Origin of the sequence: Streptomyces sp. SKN60 (assembly GCF_026236535.1) — a bacterium.
Lineage (GTDB): Bacteria > Actinomycetota > Actinomycetes > Streptomycetales > Streptomycetaceae > Streptomyces.
The window spans coordinates 1-17,524 of sequence record NZ_JAHTMW010000025.1 but is presented as its reverse complement, the minus strand read 5'-3'; the positions used below and the strand labels follow the sequence as shown (position 1 = coordinate 17,524).

The window sequence follows — 17,524 nt, the reverse complement described above, 5'->3', positions numbered from 1 at the left end:
GCATCTGCAACCCCCCCCCCGCCCGGGGGCTTCCGCCGACCGCACTGTGCCGGCCATCGAGGTCAGCGCCAGCTCGGCGGAACATTGCGCAGTTGCTCCCGCAGTTCCCAATCGGCGGGTCGGCCTTTGGGCTCGAACCATACGGATCCAGCATCGAGCCATCGGGCACGAAGGCGCCGCGCCTGAACCACGGTGTCGTCTCCGACGCCGGACTCAGTCCCGCAGCACCCACAGATGACGAACAGGGCCAAGCCGTGATCGTCGAAGCGCACCTCGCCGACGTCCAGCCCGCAGATCCGGCACGCAGTCTCAAGCCCGCTCTCCATAGGCGAAGCCTACGGACACAACCAATCAGATGCGGTGGATCACGGCTGAGGAGGCGTCGGCCTACGCGGCGGCCGTGGCGGAGTCCATGGGGCTCATCGATGCCGGCCGATCTCGATGTCCAGGACGGGCACAGGGCCCTGGAGCCGGACCAGGGATCTCCGCCCGGCTCGCCGCGACCCGGGAGCGCGAAGGCGCGTACGACCCAGCCACGCTGTTCCGGCCCGTCGGCGACGCGTCCCCGCAGCCGGTCACCCGGCCGCGGGGACGCGCCCCCCGTCGCCCCCGTCACCCGCCCGTCAGGACGGGTTCAGCTTGATCGCGAAGCCGTTGAAGATGGACCAGACGTCGACCCAGCCGATGCCTGTGCTGCACTCCTTCACCGCGTTACAGCCGTAGCCGACGCTCACGATGCCGTTGAGCTGTCGCGAGTCAGGATCGTTGATGTAGATGACCGGGCCGCCACTGTCACCGCCGCGGGCGACGATGCCGCCGTAGTGCGGGACGCCGTAACTTCCCCAGACCGTGGTGCCGTTGACGTTCCAGCTGACGTTGCCCGCGTAGACCGTGCGGATGTTGCAGACCACCTTGGAGTTGTAACCCAGCTGGCAGGTGAAGTCGCCGACCGCGACGTTGCGCACGCCGTTCAGATAGCGGCTGTAGCCGTTCGCGTCGAGGCCGTCCCAGGTGCGGCGGTAGGTCGGGGTCTCGATGAAGACCGAGTCGAGTTCCGGCCTCTTGTACTTCACCTGGCCGATGTAGTTGCCGCCGGCGGCCCAGACGTTGTCGTTGACGTTGTAGCAGTGCCCGGCGGTGACCAGCCACTGACGTCCGTCCCACGTGCTGACGGCGGGAATCCCGCTCGTGCAGTACGAGCGGTCGCCGGAGGCCGGGCCGAGCGCGGCCCCCGCGTAGAAGGGCGAGGTGTCGTTCCAGCGGTTCACCGGGACCGCCGGCGGCGCCTGCCGCACCAGGACCGGGGTGGCCCCGGCGGCCGCGCGCTGCCGGGCGACGGACGGGGAGGCGAAGTACTCCCGGGCCGCGTCCGGCTGGTCCACACCGAGTTCGATGGTGCCGCCGTCCACCGAGGTGCCCGCGAGGGAGACGGTGAAGGGGAGGTCCGTACGGGAGGTGAGGGCGGAGATCTCCTTCCTGAGATCCTGGCGGGACTTCTTGGCGGGACGGACGTGGATGAGCCGCGTGTCGGCCTTCGGGTTCGCCCGGTGCGCGGCGGCCAGGAACCGCGCGCCCTGCCCCGGATCGGTCAGGTACACGTTGACGGAGCGGTAGTCGGAGGCCATCTCGACCTGGGTGTAGATCGCCGCCCAGTCGCCCTGGCCGGCCTGGGCGGCGGCGTCGGCGGCGAGCCGCAGCGGTTCGAGCACTCGGGCCTGTCGTTCCGGGGACAGGGCCGCGACCGCGTCCGCGGTCAGCGGCCCGGGCGGCTCGGCGCTGGCGGAGACCGCCAGGACGGGCAGCAGGACCAGCGCTCCCACGAAAGCGAGGGAACGTCTGAGACGATGCTTCATGAAGCCCCCTGATCAACCGTCACCGACCCTGCGGACGCGGGGTCTTGGTGTCGGACGATGCTAGGGAGCGGGTTCGTGCCGACAAGGGCGCACGCACCCGGCGGCCCGGCGGCCGTTCCGCCCGGATCGCGCCCCGACGAGGGGCGGAACCCCCGCCAGGGCCACCCCGCCCTCCCCCTCGCGCGCCCTCGGCGCGCCTGGGCGCGAGGTCCTGGCAGAGCGCGGACGCCGTGGTCGCCGGCCCCCGCCGTCCGTGACGGGTACGGAAGGGCGCGGAAGGGCGCATGCCCGCCCGGCCGTGCGCCGGGTCTGCGGGGCCCGGCACACCGCGTCCCACCGCGCCGCCCGCCCCTACGCCGAACGGCATGGTCCTGGCTACGACACCGCTGTGAAGGTGGCTACGGATACGGCTGGAGGTACGGCTGCGGGCAAGGCCCCGACACGGCACAGCACGGCTACAGCCACGGGCACGACCGCGGCCCCGGCACGGCTACAGCTCCGCACACGGCGTACGGCCACCAAGGCCCTACCGCGGCGGCGCGTCCCTGAACCGCCGCCGGTCCCGCGCCCCCGGCGGGGCGTCGGCGAGGCGGATCACCGTGCCGTCGCGGCCCGCGACGACCGGTTTCGCCGAGCGGGCGGCCTTCGCCTGGTACTGGGCGGCGTCGGCGAGGCGGAAGAGGCGGCGGGCGGACTTGAGGGGGCCGATGGGGTCGCCGGTGGAGGCGACGCCGCAGGCGACGCCCTCGCCGAGCTCCAGCTCGGCGGCCCGTACGCACAGCTCCTCGGCGACGGCGACGACCTCGTCGGCCGTCGGGCCGACGGACAGCAGGCAGAACTCGTCGCCGCCGAGGCGGGCCGCGAGGGCGCCGGGGAGCATGGCGCCGCAGCGGGAGAGGACGGAGCCGAACCGTTCCAGCAGGCGGTCGCCGACGGCGTGGCCGTGGGTGTCGTTGACGCGCTTGAGGCCGTTGAGGTCGCAGACGAGGAGGCTCACGACGGAGCCGTCCTCGCGGTAGCGCTCGATCGCCTCGTCGAGCCGGGCGTCGACCGCCCGGCGGTTGGCGAGGCCGGTCAGCGGGTCCGTGAAGGCGAGCTTGCGGACCTCCTCCAGGCGCTCGGCCTGGGCAATGCCGGCCGCCACGACGGCGGCGAGGACGGTGGCGAAGTCGGCGTCGTCGCGGTCGAAGGGCTGCGCGCCGGCCGGGCGCGCCACGTACAGCTCGCCCCACGCCCGCCCGTGCAGCACGATCGGCGCGACCACGCAGCAGCCGCGCCCGCGCCGCCGCAGGCCGGTGACCCGGCCGGTGGGGACCCGGTCGTCGGCGGTCTCCACCCAGGCGTCGGGCTCGCCGCCGCCCGCCCACTGCTCGTGCAGGAACTCGGTGATCTCCGGGAACTGGTGCACCGGGTACGTCTCGGCGTCGGGGAACTCCTCCTCGCCCTCCGCCCGCGACCCGGCGTTCACCAGGACCTTCAGCCGGCCGTGGTCGCGCTCCCAGACCGAGAGCGCGGCGAAGCTGCCGCCGAGCCCCTCGCAGGCGCCCAGCGCGGCGGCCCGCCAGAACTCCCGCGGAGTGTGCGCCGCCGCCATCGCCTGAGCCAGCGCCACTACGGCCCGCAGCCGCACGTCCTCACCCATTCCTCCAGCTTAGGGAGGAATGATCCGTTTTCCCTTCCGAGACGTCACGGAAAGTTACATATAGTGAAAATCGGGAGCAATTGCACACGCACGGGCGCGCCCACAAACGGCGCCCCCGCCCACACCCGCGAACCGCGAACCGCGAGGCTCACTCCCCCGGCCACTCCGGCTTCCGCTTCTCGTTGAACGCCGCGACGCCCTCCGCCCGGTCGCCCGAGAAGGCCACCGACCTCCAGGCCGCGTCCTCGACCTCAAGGCCCGCCCGCAGGTCCAGGCCCTGGCCCAGCCGCATGGCCTTCTTGGCGGCGCGCAGGCCGACCGGCGAGTTCACCGCGATCCGGGCGGCCAGCTCCAGCGCGGCAGCCTTGGCGTCGCGCTCCACGAGGTCCACGAGGCCCAGCTCACGGGCCTCGGCGGCCTCCACCCGGCGGGCCGTGAAGACCAGCTCGGCGGCCCGGGCCGCGCCCACCCGGCGCGGCAGCAGCTGGGTGCCGCCACCGCCGGGGATCACGCCCACCGAGACCTCGGGCAGGCCCACGACGGTGCTCGCGTCCGCCACGATCACGTCGCAGGCGAGCGCCAGCTCGTAACCCCCGCCGAGCGCGAAGCCGTGCACGGCCGCGACGGTCGGCATCGGCAGCTCCAGGACGCCGGTGTACGCGGCGCGGGCGACCGGCCGCTGCCGGACCAGCTCGGCGTCGCTGAAGGAGTTGCGCTCCTTGAGGTCGGCGCCGACGCAGAAGGCCCGGTCGTTGGAGGAGGTGAGGACCGTGACCCGGACGGCCGGGTCGGCGGCGAGCGCGGCGCAGGCGGCGCCGATGGAGCGGGCCATCTCCGAGGAGACCGCGTTCATCGCCTTGGGCCGGTCCAGGACGAGCTCGGCGACGTGCCCGCGCTCGTCCTTCCGTACCGCCACGAACTCACCGAAACGCTCCTCGGACTGCTCGGACATCGTCGTCCACCCTCCCGGTCCCCGGTCGAAGCCTGTTAACGGTTGTTAACGGCTGTTCACGGCAGATCCTAAGTCGGACGGCGGCTCAGCAGCCAGGGCTCCACGACACCCAGTCCACGCACCGGCCGCTGCCACATCGGCTGGAGCGCGAAGCGGTACGTGGGCGCCTTGTCGCCCTCCTTCTCGGCGCGGGCGGCCTCCTCCGCCGCCTGCGTCTCGGAGACGGGCGCCGCGCCGGCCCTGGTCAGCTCCTCGGCGAGGGAGCTGTCGACCAGGACGGCGTCCTTGGGCGCTATCGAGGTGAGCCGGCTGGCCAGGTTCACGGTCGTGCCGAAGACGTCGCCCATCCGGGTCGTGACCGCGCCGAAGGCCAGGCCGACCCGGAGCGCGGGCATGGTCTCGTCGTGGCTGAGGGTCTCGATGAGCCGCAGGCCGATCTCGGCGGCCGTGCCGGCGTCGTCGGCGCAGTAGAGCACCTCGTCGCCGAGGGTCTTGATGAGCCGGCCGCCGTGCGCGGCGACCAGGTCGGCGCAGGTGGTCTCGAAGGCCTCGACGAGCTCGCCGAGCTCCTCCTCCTCCAGGCGGCGGGTGAGCCGGGTGAAGCCGACGAGGTCGGCGAAGCCGACGGCGAGTCGCCGGTCGACCATCTCCTCGTCGTCGGCGGCCTGCACGACCCGGCCGGTGGCGGCGGCGAGCTGGCGGCGCCACACGTAGATCAGGAACTCCTCCAGCTCGGGCAGCAGCAGCTCGACCAGCGGGTACGTGACCTCGGCGCGGGTCATGCCGGGCTCGGGCGGATCGGTGAGGCCCTCCAGGAACGAGTCGATCTGCCATTCGGCGAGGCGCGCGGTGGTCTGGCCGGTGGAGCGGGCGACCTGCACGGCCATCGGCTCGCTGAGCAGCCCGGCCTCGACGAGACCGGCGAGCCGGCGCAGTGCGAGGACGTCGGCCTCGGTGAGCGCCTTGGCCTGGCCGATGTCGGCGAAGCCCATGGCGCGCCAGAAGCGGGAGGCGAGCTCCATCGAGACGCCGGCGGTGCGGGCGGCCTGGAAGGGCGTGTAGCGGCGGTCGGCGCCGAGGATGAGCTGTTCGAGGCGGATCGCGAGGGGGTCGTCGGTCGGCTCGGCCGTGTGGTCGACGACATGGTGGGGCGTGGGGTACGTGGGGGTGGGGGGTGGCTCTTCGGCCTCGGTCCCGGCGCCGTTGTCCGCGTCGTCGGCGCCGTTGCTCGCGTCGTCGACGGTCACCGGCCGCCTCCTGCCCGTTCCCTGCCCACTTGTCCTGCCGATCTGTCGCGTGGATCGCGCTCAACGATACGACAGGTGTGTGCTGGCTCACGCCCGAACCGGTCCCCGAACCGGTCCCACACCATGACGTACGGGACCGGTTCGGGTGGAAGAGCGCTCAGTCGGCGGCCCTCAGATGGACGATGTCGCCGGCCGCGACGGCCTCCGTCCCGCCGCCCTCCGTCTCGACGACGAGCCGTCCGTCGCCGTCGACGCCGACCGCGTCGCCCTCCAGCATCCGCTCGCCGGGCAGGTCGGCGCGGACCCGGCGGCCCAGGGTCGCGCAGCCGGCCTCGTAGGCCTGCTGGAGGCCGGAGGCGGCGGGGTCGCCGTCGGCCCGTACCCAGTCGCCGTACCACTGCTCCAGGGAGCGCAGAACGGCCCGCAGCAGGGTGTCGCGGTCGGTGGAGACGGCGTCGGCGAGGAGGAGCGAGCCGGCGGCGGGCACCGGGAGCTCGTCCTCACGGAGGGTGACGTTGATGCCGACGCCGACGACGACACCGTCGGCGCCGGCCCGCTCGGCGAGGATGCCGCCGGTCTTGCGTTCCTCTCCGCCGACCTTCACCAGGAGGTCGTTGGGCCACTTGAGGGAGAGCGTGGCGCCGGCGGCCTTGCCGAGGCCGGTCGCGGCGGCGACTCCGGTGAGCAGCGGCAGCCAGCCCCAGCGGTGCACGGGCACGGCGGGCTTGAGGAGGACGGAGACGAAGATGCCGGAGCGGGCGGGGGCGGTCCAGGTGCGGTCGAGCCGGCCGCGTCCGGAGGTCTGCTGCTCGGCGACGAGTACCGCGCCCTCGGGGAGTTCGTCGGCGCGGGCGGCGAGGTCGGAGTTGGTGGAACCGGTGGACTCGACGACATCGAGGGAGGTCCACAGTCCGCCGGGGAGCACGAGTGCGTGGCGCAGGGCGGGAGCGTTCAGAGGGGGCCGGTCGAGGTCGGACCAGCGTCCCGCGGAGCCTTGGGAGGACGTCATGCAAGCCAGCGTAGGTGTGGCAAACGCCGCACTGCCGAACCGTATCGACGCCGATACGCTACGGGTCAGTAGCAGGGCAGTAGCCCATTCGTAGTCAACGAACCCCCCGTGACCAGGCAGGGAGCCGCATCCCGATGTCCGAGCCGGCAGAGCACCACCAGATCGACATTCACACGACCGCGGGCAAGATCGCGGATCTGCAGCGCCGGATCGGCGAGGCCACCCACGCCGGTTCCGAGCGGGCGGTGGAGAAGCAGCACGCGAAGGGGAAGCTGACCGCGCGGGAGCGGATCGCACTGCTGCTCGACGAAGGTTCGTTCGTGGAGCTGGACGAGCTGGCCCGGCACCGGTCGACCAACTTCGGCCTGGAGAAGAACCGGCCGTACGGCGACGGCGTGGTGACCGGCTACGGCACCGTGGACGGGCGTCCGGTCGCGGTCTTCTCGCAGGACTTCACCGTCTTCGGCGGCGCGCTCGGCGAGACGTACGGCCAGAAGATCATCAAGGTCATGGACTTCGCCCTGAAGACGGGCTGCCCGGTCGTCGGCATCAACGACTCCGGTGGCGCCCGCATCCAGGAGGGCGTGAGCGCGCTCGGCATGTACGGCGAGATCTTCCGCCGCAACACCCACGCCTCCGGCGTCATCCCGCAGATCTCGCTGATCGTCGGCCCGTGCGCGGGCGGCGCGGTGTACTCGCCCGCGATCACCGACTTCACGGTGATGGTGGACCAGACCTCGCACATGTTCATCACCGGACCCGACGTCATCAAGACGGTGACCGGCGAGGACGTCGGCTTCGAGGAGCTGGGCGGCGCGCGCACCCACAACTCGACCTCGGGCGTGGCCCACCACATGTCGGGCGACGAGAAGGACGCGATCGAGTACGTCAAGTCCCTGCTGTCCTACCTGCCTTCGAACAACCTGTCCGAGCCGCCGGCCTTCCCCGAGGTCGCCGAGACCGAGGCGTCGGACGAGGACCGCGAGCTCGACGCGCTGATCCCGGACTCGGCGAACCAGCCGTACGACATGCACACCGTCATCGAGCACGTCCTCGACGACGGCGAGTTCCTGGAGACCCAGGCGCTGTTCGCGCCGAACATCCTGACCGGCTTCGGCCGCGTCGAGGGCTTCCCGGTCGGCGTGGTCGCCAACCAGCCGATGCAGTTCGCCGGTTGCCTCGACATCGGCGCGAGCGAGAAGGCCGCGCGCTTCGTCCGCACCTGTGACGCCTTCAACATCCCGGTCCTCACCTTCGTCGACGTGCCGGGCTTCCTGCCGGGCGTCGGCCAGGAGCACGAGGGCATCATCCGGCGCGGCGCGAAGCTGATCTACGCGTACGCCGAGGCGACCGTCCCGCTGATCACGGTCATCACCCGCAAGGCTTTCGGCGGCGCCTACGACGTCATGGGCTCCAAGCACCTGGGCGCCGACCTCAACCTGGCCTGGCCGACCGCGCAGATCGCCGTCATGGGCGCGCAGGGCGCGGTCAACATCCTGCACCGGCGCACGCTCGCCGAGGCGGAGGCGAACGGCGAGGACATCGAGGCGGTGCGCACCCGGCTCATCCAGGAGTACGAGGACACCCTGCTCAACCCGTACATCGCGGCCGAGCGCGGCTACATCGACGGGGTGATCCTGCCGTCCGAGACCCGCCCGCAGATCGTGAAGGGGCTGCGTCAGCTGCGCACGAAGCGGGAATCCCTGCCTCCGAAGAAGCACGGCAACATCCCCCTCTAGGACCTGGACCGAGACCTCAAGGAGCCGTTGTGATCAAGGTCGTACGAGGCAACCCGACCCCGGAGGAGCTCGCCGCCGCCCTGGCGGTGGTCCAGGCCCGGGCCGCGGCCACGGCGGCGGCTGCCGCCGCGGGCGACGGCCCCAAGCTCCCCGAGGGCTGGTCCGACCCGGCCCGCATCGCCCGCAGCGTCCGGCCGCGGCCGGGCCCGCGGTCATGGGCGCGGTCCTACTGGCCCGTCTAGTAACCGAGGCGTTCGTACGGCGAAGGCCGGATCCCATGTGCGGGGGATCCGGCCTTCGGCGTACGCCCGGACCGGGTCACCGCCCGCCGGCTTCCACCGCACCCGCCTGGCGCAAGAGCTGGAATAGTCCTTTGGCACCGGAGCGGTTGAGTACCCGTACTCAGGCGCCCCGGCGGCCCCGCCCCGCACGATCGGAACATGCTCTGGTCCGACCCCGAAGACGAGCCGCCGAAGGACATGCGCGAGATGCAGGCGATGCTGCAGCGCGCGGGCCTCGTCATCGGTCTGGCGTTAGTGGTGTGGATGTTCCTGGTCGCCGCGCGCTGACCGGCCGCCGACAGGAAGTGGACCGGCCCTCGGCTCGCTACGCTGCCCCCATGACTGCTGATCGCCGCCGCCTCGTGCTCGCCTCCGCCTCCCCCGCCCGGCTCGGACTGCTCCGGCAGGCCGGGCTCGCGCCGGAGGTGATCGTGAGCGGTGTCGACGAGGACAAGGTGCACGCGCCGACCCCCGCCGAGCTGGCGCTCGCCCTCGCCGAGGCGAAGGCCGCGCACGTCGCGGCCAAGCCGGAGGCGAGCGGCGCCCTGGTCATCGGCTGCGACTCGGTCCTGGAGCTGGACAAGCAGGCGCTCGGCAAGCCCGCCGACGCCGCCGAGGCCACAGCCCGCTGGAGGTCGATGCGAGGCAGGGTCGGCATCCTGCAGACCGGCCACTGCGTGTACGACACGACGGCCAAGCGCTACGCCTCGGCCACCGCCTCCACCGTGGTCCGCTTCGGCGACCCGACGGACGCCGAGATCGACGCGTACGTGGCCAGCGGCGAACCCCTCCACGTGGCGGGCGCGTTCACGCTGGACGGGCGCTCGGCGCCGTTCATCGAGGGCATCGACGGCGACCCGGGCAATGTCATCGGCCTCTCGCTGCCGCTGCTCCGCACCCTGCTGCGCAAGCTGGACGTCTCGATCACCGACCTCTGGACCTAGGCCGGCTGGGCCTCGGCCGGTTCGCGGTCGGCCGCGCCCTCCCCGTACGCCACCAGGGTGAGCACGATCAGGCCGACCACGGCCATCAGGAACGCGAAGGACGCCCAGCCGAGCAGCCCCACCGCCACCGCCCCGAGCACACCGTGCACGATCGCGCAGCCGATGAGCAGTGCGCGGCCCGGGCGGCCGGGGCGGCGGTCGCGGATCGCGGCGATCAGCGGGACCAGGCCGCACAGCAGCAGCAGCGCGCCGGAGCCGATGCCGAGGGCCCAGGTGCCGGTGTACATGACGTCCGGATCCATCCCGTCGAGGGACATCGACTGGGCCTTCACGAAGCGTGCCATCACCGCGTTGATCGCGACGATGCCGGGTGCTTCGAGGAAGAGCACCGCCGCCGTCACGAGCGCTATCGGTCTGCGGGCCACCTCGGCCACCCCCTGGATCCCGTGAATACGGCAGTTACCTACGGTACGTACGACAGCGCGAAGGCTACTGACCGGTAAACCGCCGGACAAGGGCCGGACAAGGGTTCGTGCGACCGGGTATCCAGGGGGTGCCCGTCCGGCCGAGGCGCAAAGAATCATTGAGCCATTCGTAGGGACTCCACAAAGAAACCCATTTGGCGACTGGCCGCGTGAACAGAGACCTGCGCCACACCTCGGAGCTACTGTGCCGTAAAGAATCCCTGCGTACCGTGGTGCGACAAGGGATTTCACGACCCGAGCGAGCCTCGATTCACGCTCCGTGTGGGCAAGCTCACCATTGGGGACGGGTCGAAGTGCCGTGTCGGCAGTCCCTAAACTCAGCTTGTTTCAAGGAGGGAGCCATCGTGCGCAAGGTGCTCATCGCCAACCGTGGCGAAATCGCTGTCCGCGTCGCCCGGGCCTGCCGGGACGCCGGGATCGCCAGCGTAGCCGTCTACGCCGATCCGGACCGGGACGCTCTGCACGTCCGCGCGGCCGACGAGGCGTTCGCCCTGGGCGGTGACACCCCGGCCACCAGTTACCTGGATGTCGCCAAGGTGCTCCAGGCCGCTGCCGACTCGGGCGCCGACGCGATCCACCCCGGCTACGGCTTCCTCTCCGAGAACGCGGAGTTCGCCCAGGCCGTGATCGACGCCGGCCTGACCTGGATCGGCCCGCCGCCGCAGGCCATCCGCGACCTCGGTGACAAGGTCGCCGCCCGGCACATCGCGCAGCGCGCGGGCGCGCCGCTGGTCGCCGGCACCCCGGACCCGGTCTCGGGCGCCGACGAGGTCGTGGCCTTCGCCCAGGAGCACGGCCTGCCGATCGCGATCAAGGCCGCCTTCGGCGGCGGTGGCCGCGGTCTGAAGGTCGCCCGCACCCTCGAAGAGGTCCCGGAGCTCTACGACTCCGCCGTCCGCGAGGCCGTCGCCGCCTTCGGCCGCGGCGAGTGCTTCGTCGAGCGCTACCTCGACAAGCCGCGGCACGTCGAGACCCAGTGCCTCGCCGACTCGCACGGCAACGTCGTGGTCGTCTCCACCCGTGACTGCTCGCTGCAGCGCCGCCACCAGAAGCTGGTCGAGGAGGCCCCGGCCCCCTTCCTGTCGGACGAGCAGAACGCGGAGCTGTACGCCGCGTCGAAGGCCATCCTCAAGGAGGCCGGCTACGTCGGCGCCGGCACCGTCGAGTTCCTCGTCGGCCTGGATGGAACCATCTCCTTCCTGGAGGTCAACACCCGCCTCCAGGTCGAGCACCCGGTCACCGAAGAGGTCACCGGCATCGACCTGGTCCGCGAGATGTTCCGGATCGCCGACGGCGAGGAGCTCGGCTACGGCGACCCGGAGATCCGCGGTCACTCCTTCGAGTTCCGCATCAACGGCGAGGACCCGGGCCGCAACTTCCTCCCGGCCCCCGGCACCGTCACCACCTTCAACGCGCCGACCGGCCCGGGCGTCCGCCTGGACGCGGGCGTCGAGTCCGGCTCGGTCATCGGCCCGGCCTGGGACTCCCTGCTCGCCAAGCTGATCGTCACCGGCGCCACCCGCGAGCAGGCGCTGCAGCGCGCCGCCCGCGCGCTCGCCGAGTTCAAGGTCGAGGGCATGGCCACCGCCATCCCGTTCCACCAGGCCGTCGTGGTCGACCCCGCCTTCACGGCCGACCCGTTCCGCGTCCACACCCGGTGGATCGAGACCGAGTTCGTCAACGAGATCAAGCCCTTCGCCCCGGCGGGCGCCGAGGCCGACGAGGACGAGACCGGCCGCGAGACCATCGTCGTCGAGGTCGGCGGCAAGCGTCTTGAGGTCTCCCTCCCGTCGTCGCTCGGCATGACCCTGGCCCGCACCGGCCTGGCCGCCGGCGCCAAGCCGAAGCGCCGCGCCGCCAAGAAGTCCGGCCCGACCGCCTCCGGCGACACCCTCGCGTCCCCGATGCAGGGCACCATCGTCAAGGTGGCCGTCGAGGAGGGTGCGGAGGTCAAGGAGGGCGACCTGATCGTCGTCCTGGAGGCCATGAAGATGGAGCAGCCGCTCAACGCGCACCGCTCCGGCACCGTCAAGGGCCTGAGCGCCGAGGTCGGCGCCTCGGTCACCTCCGGCGCGGCGATCTGCGAGATCAAGGACTGACGCCCGGCACAGGTACGGTACGAAGGGCCCGCAGGCGCACGATGTCTGCGGGCCCTTCGCCGTACCGGGACCACGAGGAAGAGGGCGTACGCATGCGTGCTGATGCCCGCCGCAACCACGAGCGGCTACTGGCCGAGGCGCGGGCCGCCTTCGCCGCGCACGGCACCGACGCGTCCCTGGAGGACATCGCCCGCCGCGCCGGGGTCGGCATCGGCACCCTGTACCGCCACTTCCCCACCCGGGAGGCGTTGCTCGGCGCGGTCGTACGGGACGGGCTCGCCGGCCTCCTCGACCGCTCGGCGGAGCTCGCCACGGCGCCCGACCCGCGCGCCGCCCTGGTGGCGTGGCTGCGCGCCCTGATCACCCACGCGCGGGAGTACCGCGGCCTCTCGGTGGCCCTCATGTCCGCGGCGCCCGGCGGGAGTTCGACGCTCGCCGAGTGCGGCGAGCCGCTGCGGGCGGCGGGCGACCGCCTGCTCACCCGGGCCCGCACGGCGGGCGCGGTACGCGCCGGGATCCCCATCGAGGACCTGACGAAGCTGGCCCACGCCATCGCCCTGGCCGCCGAACGCTCTCCGGAGGACCCGGAGTTGGCGGACCGGCTGCTTGACCTGACGGTACGGGGACTCGCGCCGTAACAGCGGATCGGTACCGCCTCAGCGGCACCGCTCAGCGGCACCGGCTCAGCGCCGCCGCAGATCCGCCACGCGCGCCGCCGACCGCTCCGGCGCGAGCACATCGGCGCCGAGCGGACCACCGGGCCCACCGGGGCCGCCACGGAACTGCCCGCCCGGCAGCCGCCCGCGCTGCCCCGGCAGCGGCACGTCACGGCGCGGCCGGCCGCCGCCCGGGGGGTGCTGCTCGCCCCCGTGCGCGCCGGCGCCGGTCCCGGCCACCGCGATCTGCACGCCCTGGTCGGCCAGGGCCTGCAGTTCGGTGGCGGCGCGCTCGTCGTGCGCGGGCGGCTCGTCGGTGACCAGGCGGGTGATCACGTCGGTCGGCACCGTCTGGAACATGGTGTCGGTGCCGAGCTTGGTGTGGTCGGCGAGCACCACGACCTCCGCCGCCGCCTGCACAAGCGCCCGGTCCACGCTCGCGGAGAGCATGTTGGAGGTGGACAGGCCGCGCTCGGCGGTCAGGCCGCTGCCGGACAGGAAGGCCCGGGAGACCCGGAGCCCCTGCAGCGACTGCTCGGCCCCGCTGCCCACGAGCGCGTAGTTGGAGCCGCGCAGGGTGCCGCCGGTCATGACCACCTCGACCCGGTTGGCGTGGGCGAGGGCCTGGGCGACGAGCAGCGAGTTGGTGACGACGGTGAGACCGGGCACCCGGGCGAGCCGACGGGCCAGCTCCTGCGTGGTGGTGCCGGCGCCGACGACGATGGCCTCGCCCTCTTCGACGAGGCTCGCGGCGACATCGGCGATGGCGGTCTTCTCGGCGGTGGCGAGATGGGATTTCTGCGGGAAGCCGGACTCGCGGGTGAGCCCGCCCGGCAGTACCGCACCGCCGTGCCGGCGGTCGAGGAGTCCTTCGGCCTCCAGGGCCCGCACGTCTCGCCGTACGGTCACTTCTGAGGTCTGGACGACGCGGGCGAGCTCGCGGAGCGACACGGCTCCATTGGCGCGCACCATTTCGAGGATCAACTGGCGACGTTCTGCAGCGAACACGAAACCGACAGTAACGTGACCGACGGCACTTTGGGCCGATTTGCAGAAGATGCACACAGGCGGGGCCTCCACGTGATATGGGAGACCCCGCCATTGATCCGGACCATGCCAGGACTATGCCCCGCCTTGCCGGGGGTTGTCCGAGTCGGCGAACCGTTCCCGCAGGCCGGGGCGGTGCCCGGCCGCCCGGTTACGCCTCGCCCGCCGTCTTTCGGGTGTGCAACTGCCGTGCCACTTCCGCGATCGAGCCCGACAGGGAGGGGTACACGGTGAAAGCATTTGCGATCTGTTCCACCGTCAGATTGTTGTCGACCGCGATCGAGATGGGGTGGATCAGCTCGCTCGCGCGCGGCGCGACGACACAGCCGCCGACCACGATGCCGGTGCCGGGACGGCAGAAGATCTTGACGAAGCCGTCCCGGATGCCCTGCATCTTGGCGCGCGGGTTGCGCAGCAGCGGCAGCTTGACGACCTTGGCCTCGATCTTGCCGGCGTCGACGTCGGCCTGGGTGTAGCCGACGGTGGCGATCTCGGGGTCGGTGAAGACGTTGGAGGAGACCGTCTTCAGGTTGAGCGGGGCCACCGCGTCGCCGAGGAAGTGGTACATCGCGATGCGGCCCTGCATGGCGGCCACGGAGGCGAGCGCGAAGACGCCGGTGACGTCGCCCGCCGCGTACACACCGGGAGCCGAGGTACGGGAGACCCGGTCGGTCCAGATGTGGCCGGAGTCCTTCAGCCGGACGCCGGCCTCCTCCAGGCCCATGCCGGCGGAGTTCGGGATGGCGCCGACCGCCATCAGGCAGTGGGTGCCGGAGATGACCCGGCCGTCGGAGAGGGTGACCTCGACCCGGTCACCCACCCGCTTGGCGGACTCGGCGCGGGAGCGGGCCATGACGTTCATGCCGCGGCGGCGGAAGACGTCCTCCAGGACCGCGGCGGCGTCCGGGTCCTCGCCCGGGAGCACGCGGTCGCGGGACGAGACCAGGGTGACCCGGGAGCCCAGCGCCTGGTAGGCGCCGGCGAACTCGGCGCCGGTGACACCGGAACCGACCACGATGAGCTCCTCGGGGAGCTCCTTGAGGTCGTAGACCTGGGTCCAGTTGAGGATCCGCTCGCCGTCCGGCTTGGCGTCCGGCACCTCGCGCGGGTGCCCGCCGGTGGCGATGAGGACGGCGTCGGCGGTCAGCGTCTCCTCGGTGCCGTCGGCGCTGGTCACGATCACCTGGCGGGAGCCGTCCATGGCCTGCCGGCCGGACAGCCGGCCGCGGCCGCGCAGCACGCGGGCACCGGCCCGGGTGACGGAGGCGGTGATGTCGTGCGACTGGGCGAGCGCGAGCCGCTTCACACGGCGGTTGACCTTGCCCAGGTCCACGCCGACGACGCGGGCCGCCTGCTCGATGTGCGGGGTGTCGTCCGCCACGATGATGCCCAGCTCCTCGTACGAGGAGTCGAAGGTGGTCATCACCTCGGCGGTGGCGATCAGGGTCTTGGAGGGAACACAGTCGGTCAGGACGGACGCGCCGCCGAGGCCGTCACAGTCGACGACGGTCACCTCCGCGCCGAGTTGGGCGCCCACCAGGGCCGCCTCGTATCCGCCGGGTCCGCCGCCGATGATCACGATCCGGGTCACTGGGATCTACGCCTCGCGCTCTCGTTCTGCCGGGGAGTCCCCCCGCTGGGCTGCAGTGCGTACGCCATTGTCCCGCACGCTTCAAGTGCGTGCTCCATTGTCCCGCACGTACGGCCGAGCCACGCGCCGGGGGCGGGGCGGGGGTGTCGGGACCGGGGCGCGGGTGTGCCACCGGGTAGCCGGGACCGGGGGGCGCGGGTGTGCCGGGGGTCTACCCGCCGGTCACTTTCCGGCGCCGCACTCCCGTCATCCCCCCGTCACCTCGGACGTCGTCATCCACCCCGCCCGCTCCCGTACTCTCGACCCCATGTCGCTCTACGCCGCGTACGCCGGCAACCTCGACGCGCGGCTGATGACCCGCCGCGCTCCCCACTCGCCGCTGCGCGGCACCGGCTGGCTGAACGGCTGGCGGCTGACCTTCGGCGGGGAGCAGATGGGCTGGGAGGGCGCGCTGGCCACGATCGTGGAGGCTCCGGGTTCCCAGGTCTTCGTGGCGCTCTACGACATCGCACCGATGGACGAGGAGTCGATGGACCGCTGGGAGGGTGTCGGGCTCGACATCTACCGGCGGATGCGGGTGCGGGTGCACACCCTCGACGGCGACGAGCCGGCCTGGGTGTACGTGCTCAACGCGTACGAGGGCGGGCTGCCCTCGGCCCGCTACCTGGGCGAGGTCGCGGACGCGGCGGAGTCGGCGGGCGCGCCGCACGACTACGTGATGGAGCTGCGCAAGCGCCCCTGCTGAGCCCCGCTGGGCCGATCGCCGGACGCCGGCCCGCCGATCTCTTCGTCGGAAACGACAAGACAACGATCGCAGCTCCGTGCGCGACGTCATCTACGCGCGTAGGGATTCTCGGGCTAGGCTGCTGGGCGTATCAAATCCGTCCGGGGCCTCCTCCTCGGACCCCCCTCCCCGAGGCGAGAGAGTCAGTGAACGCTACTGCCACCCCGTACGAGGCCGCCGAGGCCGCCGCCGCGCGCCTGCGCGAGCTGACCGGCGTCGAGAACCACGACGTCGCCCTGGTCATGGGCTCCGGCTGGGCCCCCGCCGTCGACGCGCTCGGCGCGCCCGAGGCCGAGTTCCCGGTCACCGAGCTGCCCGGCTTCCCGCCGCCGGCCGTCGAGGGCCACGGCGGCAAGATCCGCTCGTACAAGATCGGCGAGAAGCGCGCCCTGGTCTTCCTCGGCCGCACCCACTACTACGAGGGCCGCGGCGTCGCCGCCGTCGCCCACGGCGTCCGCACCGCCGTCGCCGCGGGCTGCAAGACCGTCGTCCTCACCAACGGCTGCGGCGGCCTCCGCGAAGGCATGCGCCCCGGCCAGCCGGTCCTCATCAGCGACCACCTCAACCTGACGGCCGCCTCCCCGATCGTCGGCGCCAACTTCGTCGACCTGACGGACCTGTACTCGCCGCGGCTGCGCGCGCTGTGCAAGGAGGTCGACGAGACGCTGGAGGAGGGCGTCTACGTCCAGTTCCCCGGCCCGCACTACGAGACCCCGGCCGAGATCAACATGGTCCGCGTCCTCGGCGGCGACCTCGTCGGCATGTCCACCGTCCTGGAGGCCATCGCGGCCCGCGAGGCCGGCGCCGAGGTCCTCGGCATCTCCCTCGTCACCAACCTGGCGGCGGGGCTCTCGGGCGAGCCGCTGAACCACGAGGAGGTCCTCCAGGCAGGGCGCGACTCGGCGGCGCGGATGGGCGAGCTGCTGACGCGGGTGCTGGACCGGATCTGAGTTTTCCCGCGCTCCTCGCACCGATCGGCCCCAGGGGGCCGATCGGGCTTCGAAGCGCTGCGGCGGCCTCCGACCGCCGGGCCGTCCGGCTCGCCGGGGCCGCCGGGTGCCGGGGCCGCTGCGCGGGGCTTCTCCCCCACCCCGCCCCTTCCCGTAACCGGGGGCTCTGCCCCCGGACCCCCGCGCCTCAAACGCCGGCGGGGCTGAGTTTTCAGCCCGTCCGGCGTTTGAGGACACGGCCGCAG

General features: G+C 72.4%; 17 protein-coding genes. 8 read left to right on the top strand and 9 right to left on the bottom strand.

Translation table 11 applies throughout. The features are described 5' to 3' along the window. Nucleotides 1–62 precede the first annotated feature (62 nt). The 6 genes from KV205_RS31105 to KV205_RS31080 all read right to left on the bottom strand — a co-directional run bounded on the left by KV205_RS31105 (nucleotide 63) and on the right by KV205_RS31080 (nucleotide 6,703). Nucleotides 63–326, bottom strand: a complete 264-nt coding sequence (locus KV205_RS31105) for a hypothetical protein (RefSeq protein WP_265868147.1) — start codon at nucleotides 324–326, stop codon at nucleotides 63–65. 297 nt (nucleotides 327–623) lie between these two features. Then, on the bottom strand, nucleotides 624–1,820 hold the full coding sequence (locus KV205_RS31100) for a hypothetical protein (protein WP_265868145.1): 1,197 nt from the start codon (nucleotides 1,818–1,820) through the stop codon (nucleotides 624–626). Between the two features lie 559 nt (nucleotides 1,821–2,379). Next, nucleotides 2,380–3,495 (bottom strand): sensor domain-containing diguanylate cyclase, encoded by a 1,116-nt coding sequence (locus KV205_RS31095; protein WP_265868144.1) that lies wholly within the window; start codon nucleotides 3,493–3,495, stop codon nucleotides 2,380–2,382. Nucleotides 3,496–3,643: 148 nt separating this feature from the next. Continuing rightward, nucleotides 3,644–4,447, bottom strand: a complete 804-nt coding sequence (locus tag KV205_RS31090) for an enoyl-CoA hydratase/isomerase family protein (protein WP_265868143.1) — start codon at nucleotides 4,445–4,447, stop codon at nucleotides 3,644–3,646. A gap of 68 nt (nucleotides 4,448–4,515) precedes the next feature. Beyond that, entirely contained in the window at nucleotides 4,516–5,694 is a 1,179-nt protein-coding gene (locus tag KV205_RS31085; RefSeq protein WP_265868142.1) for an adenylate/guanylate cyclase domain-containing protein, read from the bottom strand. A gap of 157 nt (nucleotides 5,695–5,851) precedes the next feature. Continuing rightward, a complete protein-coding gene (locus KV205_RS31080) occupies nucleotides 5,852–6,703 on the bottom strand; it encodes a biotin--[acetyl-CoA-carboxylase] ligase (protein WP_265868141.1) in 852 nt (283 codons plus the stop codon). A gap of 134 nt (nucleotides 6,704–6,837) precedes the next feature. On the opposite strand from KV205_RS31080, the gene KV205_RS31075 reads away from it, so the two are divergent. The 4 genes from KV205_RS31075 (at nucleotide 6,838) to KV205_RS31060 (ending at nucleotide 9,667) form a co-directional block, all read left to right on the top strand. Next, on the top strand, nucleotides 6,838–8,442 hold the full coding sequence (locus KV205_RS31075) for an acyl-CoA carboxylase subunit beta (protein WP_265868140.1): 1,605 nt from the start codon (nucleotides 6,838–6,840) through the stop codon (nucleotides 8,440–8,442). 29 nt (nucleotides 8,443–8,471) lie between these two features. Further along, nucleotides 8,472–8,684 (top strand): acyl-CoA carboxylase subunit epsilon, encoded by a 213-nt coding sequence (locus KV205_RS31070; protein WP_265868139.1) that lies wholly within the window; start codon nucleotides 8,472–8,474, stop codon nucleotides 8,682–8,684. 198 nt (nucleotides 8,685–8,882) lie between these two features. Beyond that, nucleotides 8,883–9,011 carry a morphogenic membrane protein MmpB gene (gene mmpB, locus KV205_RS31065; RefSeq protein WP_265868138.1) on the top strand — a complete coding sequence of 43 codons (129 nt, stop codon included), beginning with the start codon at nucleotides 8,883–8,885 and terminating at the stop codon, nucleotides 9,009–9,011. Nucleotides 9,012–9,061: 50 nt separating this feature from the next. Then, the gene (locus KV205_RS31060) at nucleotides 9,062–9,667 is read left to right on the top strand and encodes a nucleoside triphosphate pyrophosphatase (protein WP_265868137.1); all 606 of its coding nucleotides are present in this window, start codon (nucleotides 9,062–9,064) and stop codon (nucleotides 9,665–9,667) included. On the opposite strand, the gene KV205_RS31055 is transcribed toward KV205_RS31060, so the two are convergent. Continuing rightward, nucleotides 9,664–10,092, bottom strand: a complete 429-nt coding sequence (locus KV205_RS31055) for a hypothetical protein (protein WP_265868136.1) — start codon at nucleotides 10,090–10,092, stop codon at nucleotides 9,664–9,666. The two genes, KV205_RS31060 and KV205_RS31055, sit on opposite strands and share 4 nt — an antisense overlap. 404 nt (nucleotides 10,093–10,496) lie before the next feature. Between KV205_RS31055 and KV205_RS31050 the strand changes: the two genes are divergently transcribed. Together KV205_RS31050 and KV205_RS31045 are read left to right on the top strand one after the other, a co-directional pair. Further along, nucleotides 10,497–12,251, top strand: a complete 1,755-nt coding sequence (locus KV205_RS31050) for a biotin carboxylase N-terminal domain-containing protein (protein ID WP_265868135.1) — start codon at nucleotides 10,497–10,499, stop codon at nucleotides 12,249–12,251. 92 nt (nucleotides 12,252–12,343) lie between these two features. After that, a complete protein-coding gene (locus KV205_RS31045; protein ID WP_265868134.1) occupies nucleotides 12,344–12,889 on the top strand; it encodes a TetR/AcrR family transcriptional regulator in 546 nt (181 codons plus the stop codon). Nucleotides 12,890–12,934: 45 nt separating this feature from the next. Here KV205_RS31045 and KV205_RS31040 read toward each other — a convergent pair whose 3' ends face one another. Together KV205_RS31040 and KV205_RS31035 are read right to left on the bottom strand one after the other, a co-directional pair. Continuing rightward, nucleotides 12,935–13,879 carry a DeoR/GlpR family DNA-binding transcription regulator gene (locus KV205_RS31040; protein WP_374214758.1) on the bottom strand — a complete coding sequence of 315 codons (945 nt, stop codon included), beginning with the start codon at nucleotides 13,877–13,879 and terminating at the stop codon, nucleotides 12,935–12,937. 226 nt (nucleotides 13,880–14,105) lie between these two features. Beyond that, on the bottom strand, nucleotides 14,106–15,545 hold the full coding sequence (locus KV205_RS31035; protein ID WP_265868132.1) for an NAD(P)H-quinone dehydrogenase: 1,440 nt from the start codon (nucleotides 15,543–15,545) through the stop codon (nucleotides 14,106–14,108). Nucleotides 15,546–15,852: 307 nt separating this feature from the next. Here KV205_RS31035 and KV205_RS31030 point away from each other — a divergent pair, with 307 nt between their 5' ends. Both KV205_RS31030 and KV205_RS31025 read left to right on the top strand, forming a co-directional pair. Next, entirely contained in the window at nucleotides 15,853–16,290 is a 438-nt protein-coding gene (locus KV205_RS31030) for a gamma-glutamylcyclotransferase (RefSeq protein WP_265868131.1), read from the top strand. 185 nt (nucleotides 16,291–16,475) lie between these two features. Beyond that, entirely contained in the window at nucleotides 16,476–17,279 is an 804-nt protein-coding gene (locus KV205_RS31025) for a purine-nucleoside phosphorylase (protein WP_265868129.1), read from the top strand. The last annotated feature ends 245 nt before the right edge of the window (nucleotides 17,280–17,524 follow it).

Coding starts and splice junctions, on each gene's coding strand:
- KV205_RS31105 (WP_265868147.1), bottom strand. CDS start 326: ATGGAGAGCGGGCTTGAGACTGCGTGCCGGATCTGCGGGCTGGACGTC.
- KV205_RS31095 (WP_265868144.1), bottom strand. CDS start 3,495: ATGGGTGAGGACGTGCGGCTGCGGGCCGTAGTGGCGCTGGCTCAGGCG.
- KV205_RS31090 (WP_265868143.1), bottom strand. CDS start 4,447: ATGTCCGAGCAGTCCGAGGAGCGTTTCGGTGAGTTCGTGGCGGTACGG.
- KV205_RS31080 (WP_265868141.1), bottom strand. CDS start 6,703: ATGACGTCCTCCCAAGGCTCCGCGGGACGCTGGTCCGACCTCGACCGG.
- KV205_RS31075 (WP_265868140.1), top strand. CDS start 6,838: ATGTCCGAGCCGGCAGAGCACCACCAGATCGACATTCACACGACCGCG.
- mmpB (WP_265868138.1), top strand. CDS start 8,883: ATGCTCTGGTCCGACCCCGAAGACGAGCCGCCGAAGGACATGCGCGAG.
- KV205_RS31060 (WP_265868137.1), top strand. CDS start 9,062: ATGACTGCTGATCGCCGCCGCCTCGTGCTCGCCTCCGCCTCCCCCGCC.
- KV205_RS31045 (WP_265868134.1), top strand. CDS start 12,344: ATGCGTGCTGATGCCCGCCGCAACCACGAGCGGCTACTGGCCGAGGCG.
- KV205_RS31040 (WP_374214758.1), bottom strand. CDS start 13,879: ATGGTGCGCGCCAATGGAGCCGTGTCGCTCCGCGAGCTCGCCCGCGTC.
- KV205_RS31030 (WP_265868131.1), top strand. CDS start 15,853: ATGTCGCTCTACGCCGCGTACGCCGGCAACCTCGACGCGCGGCTGATG.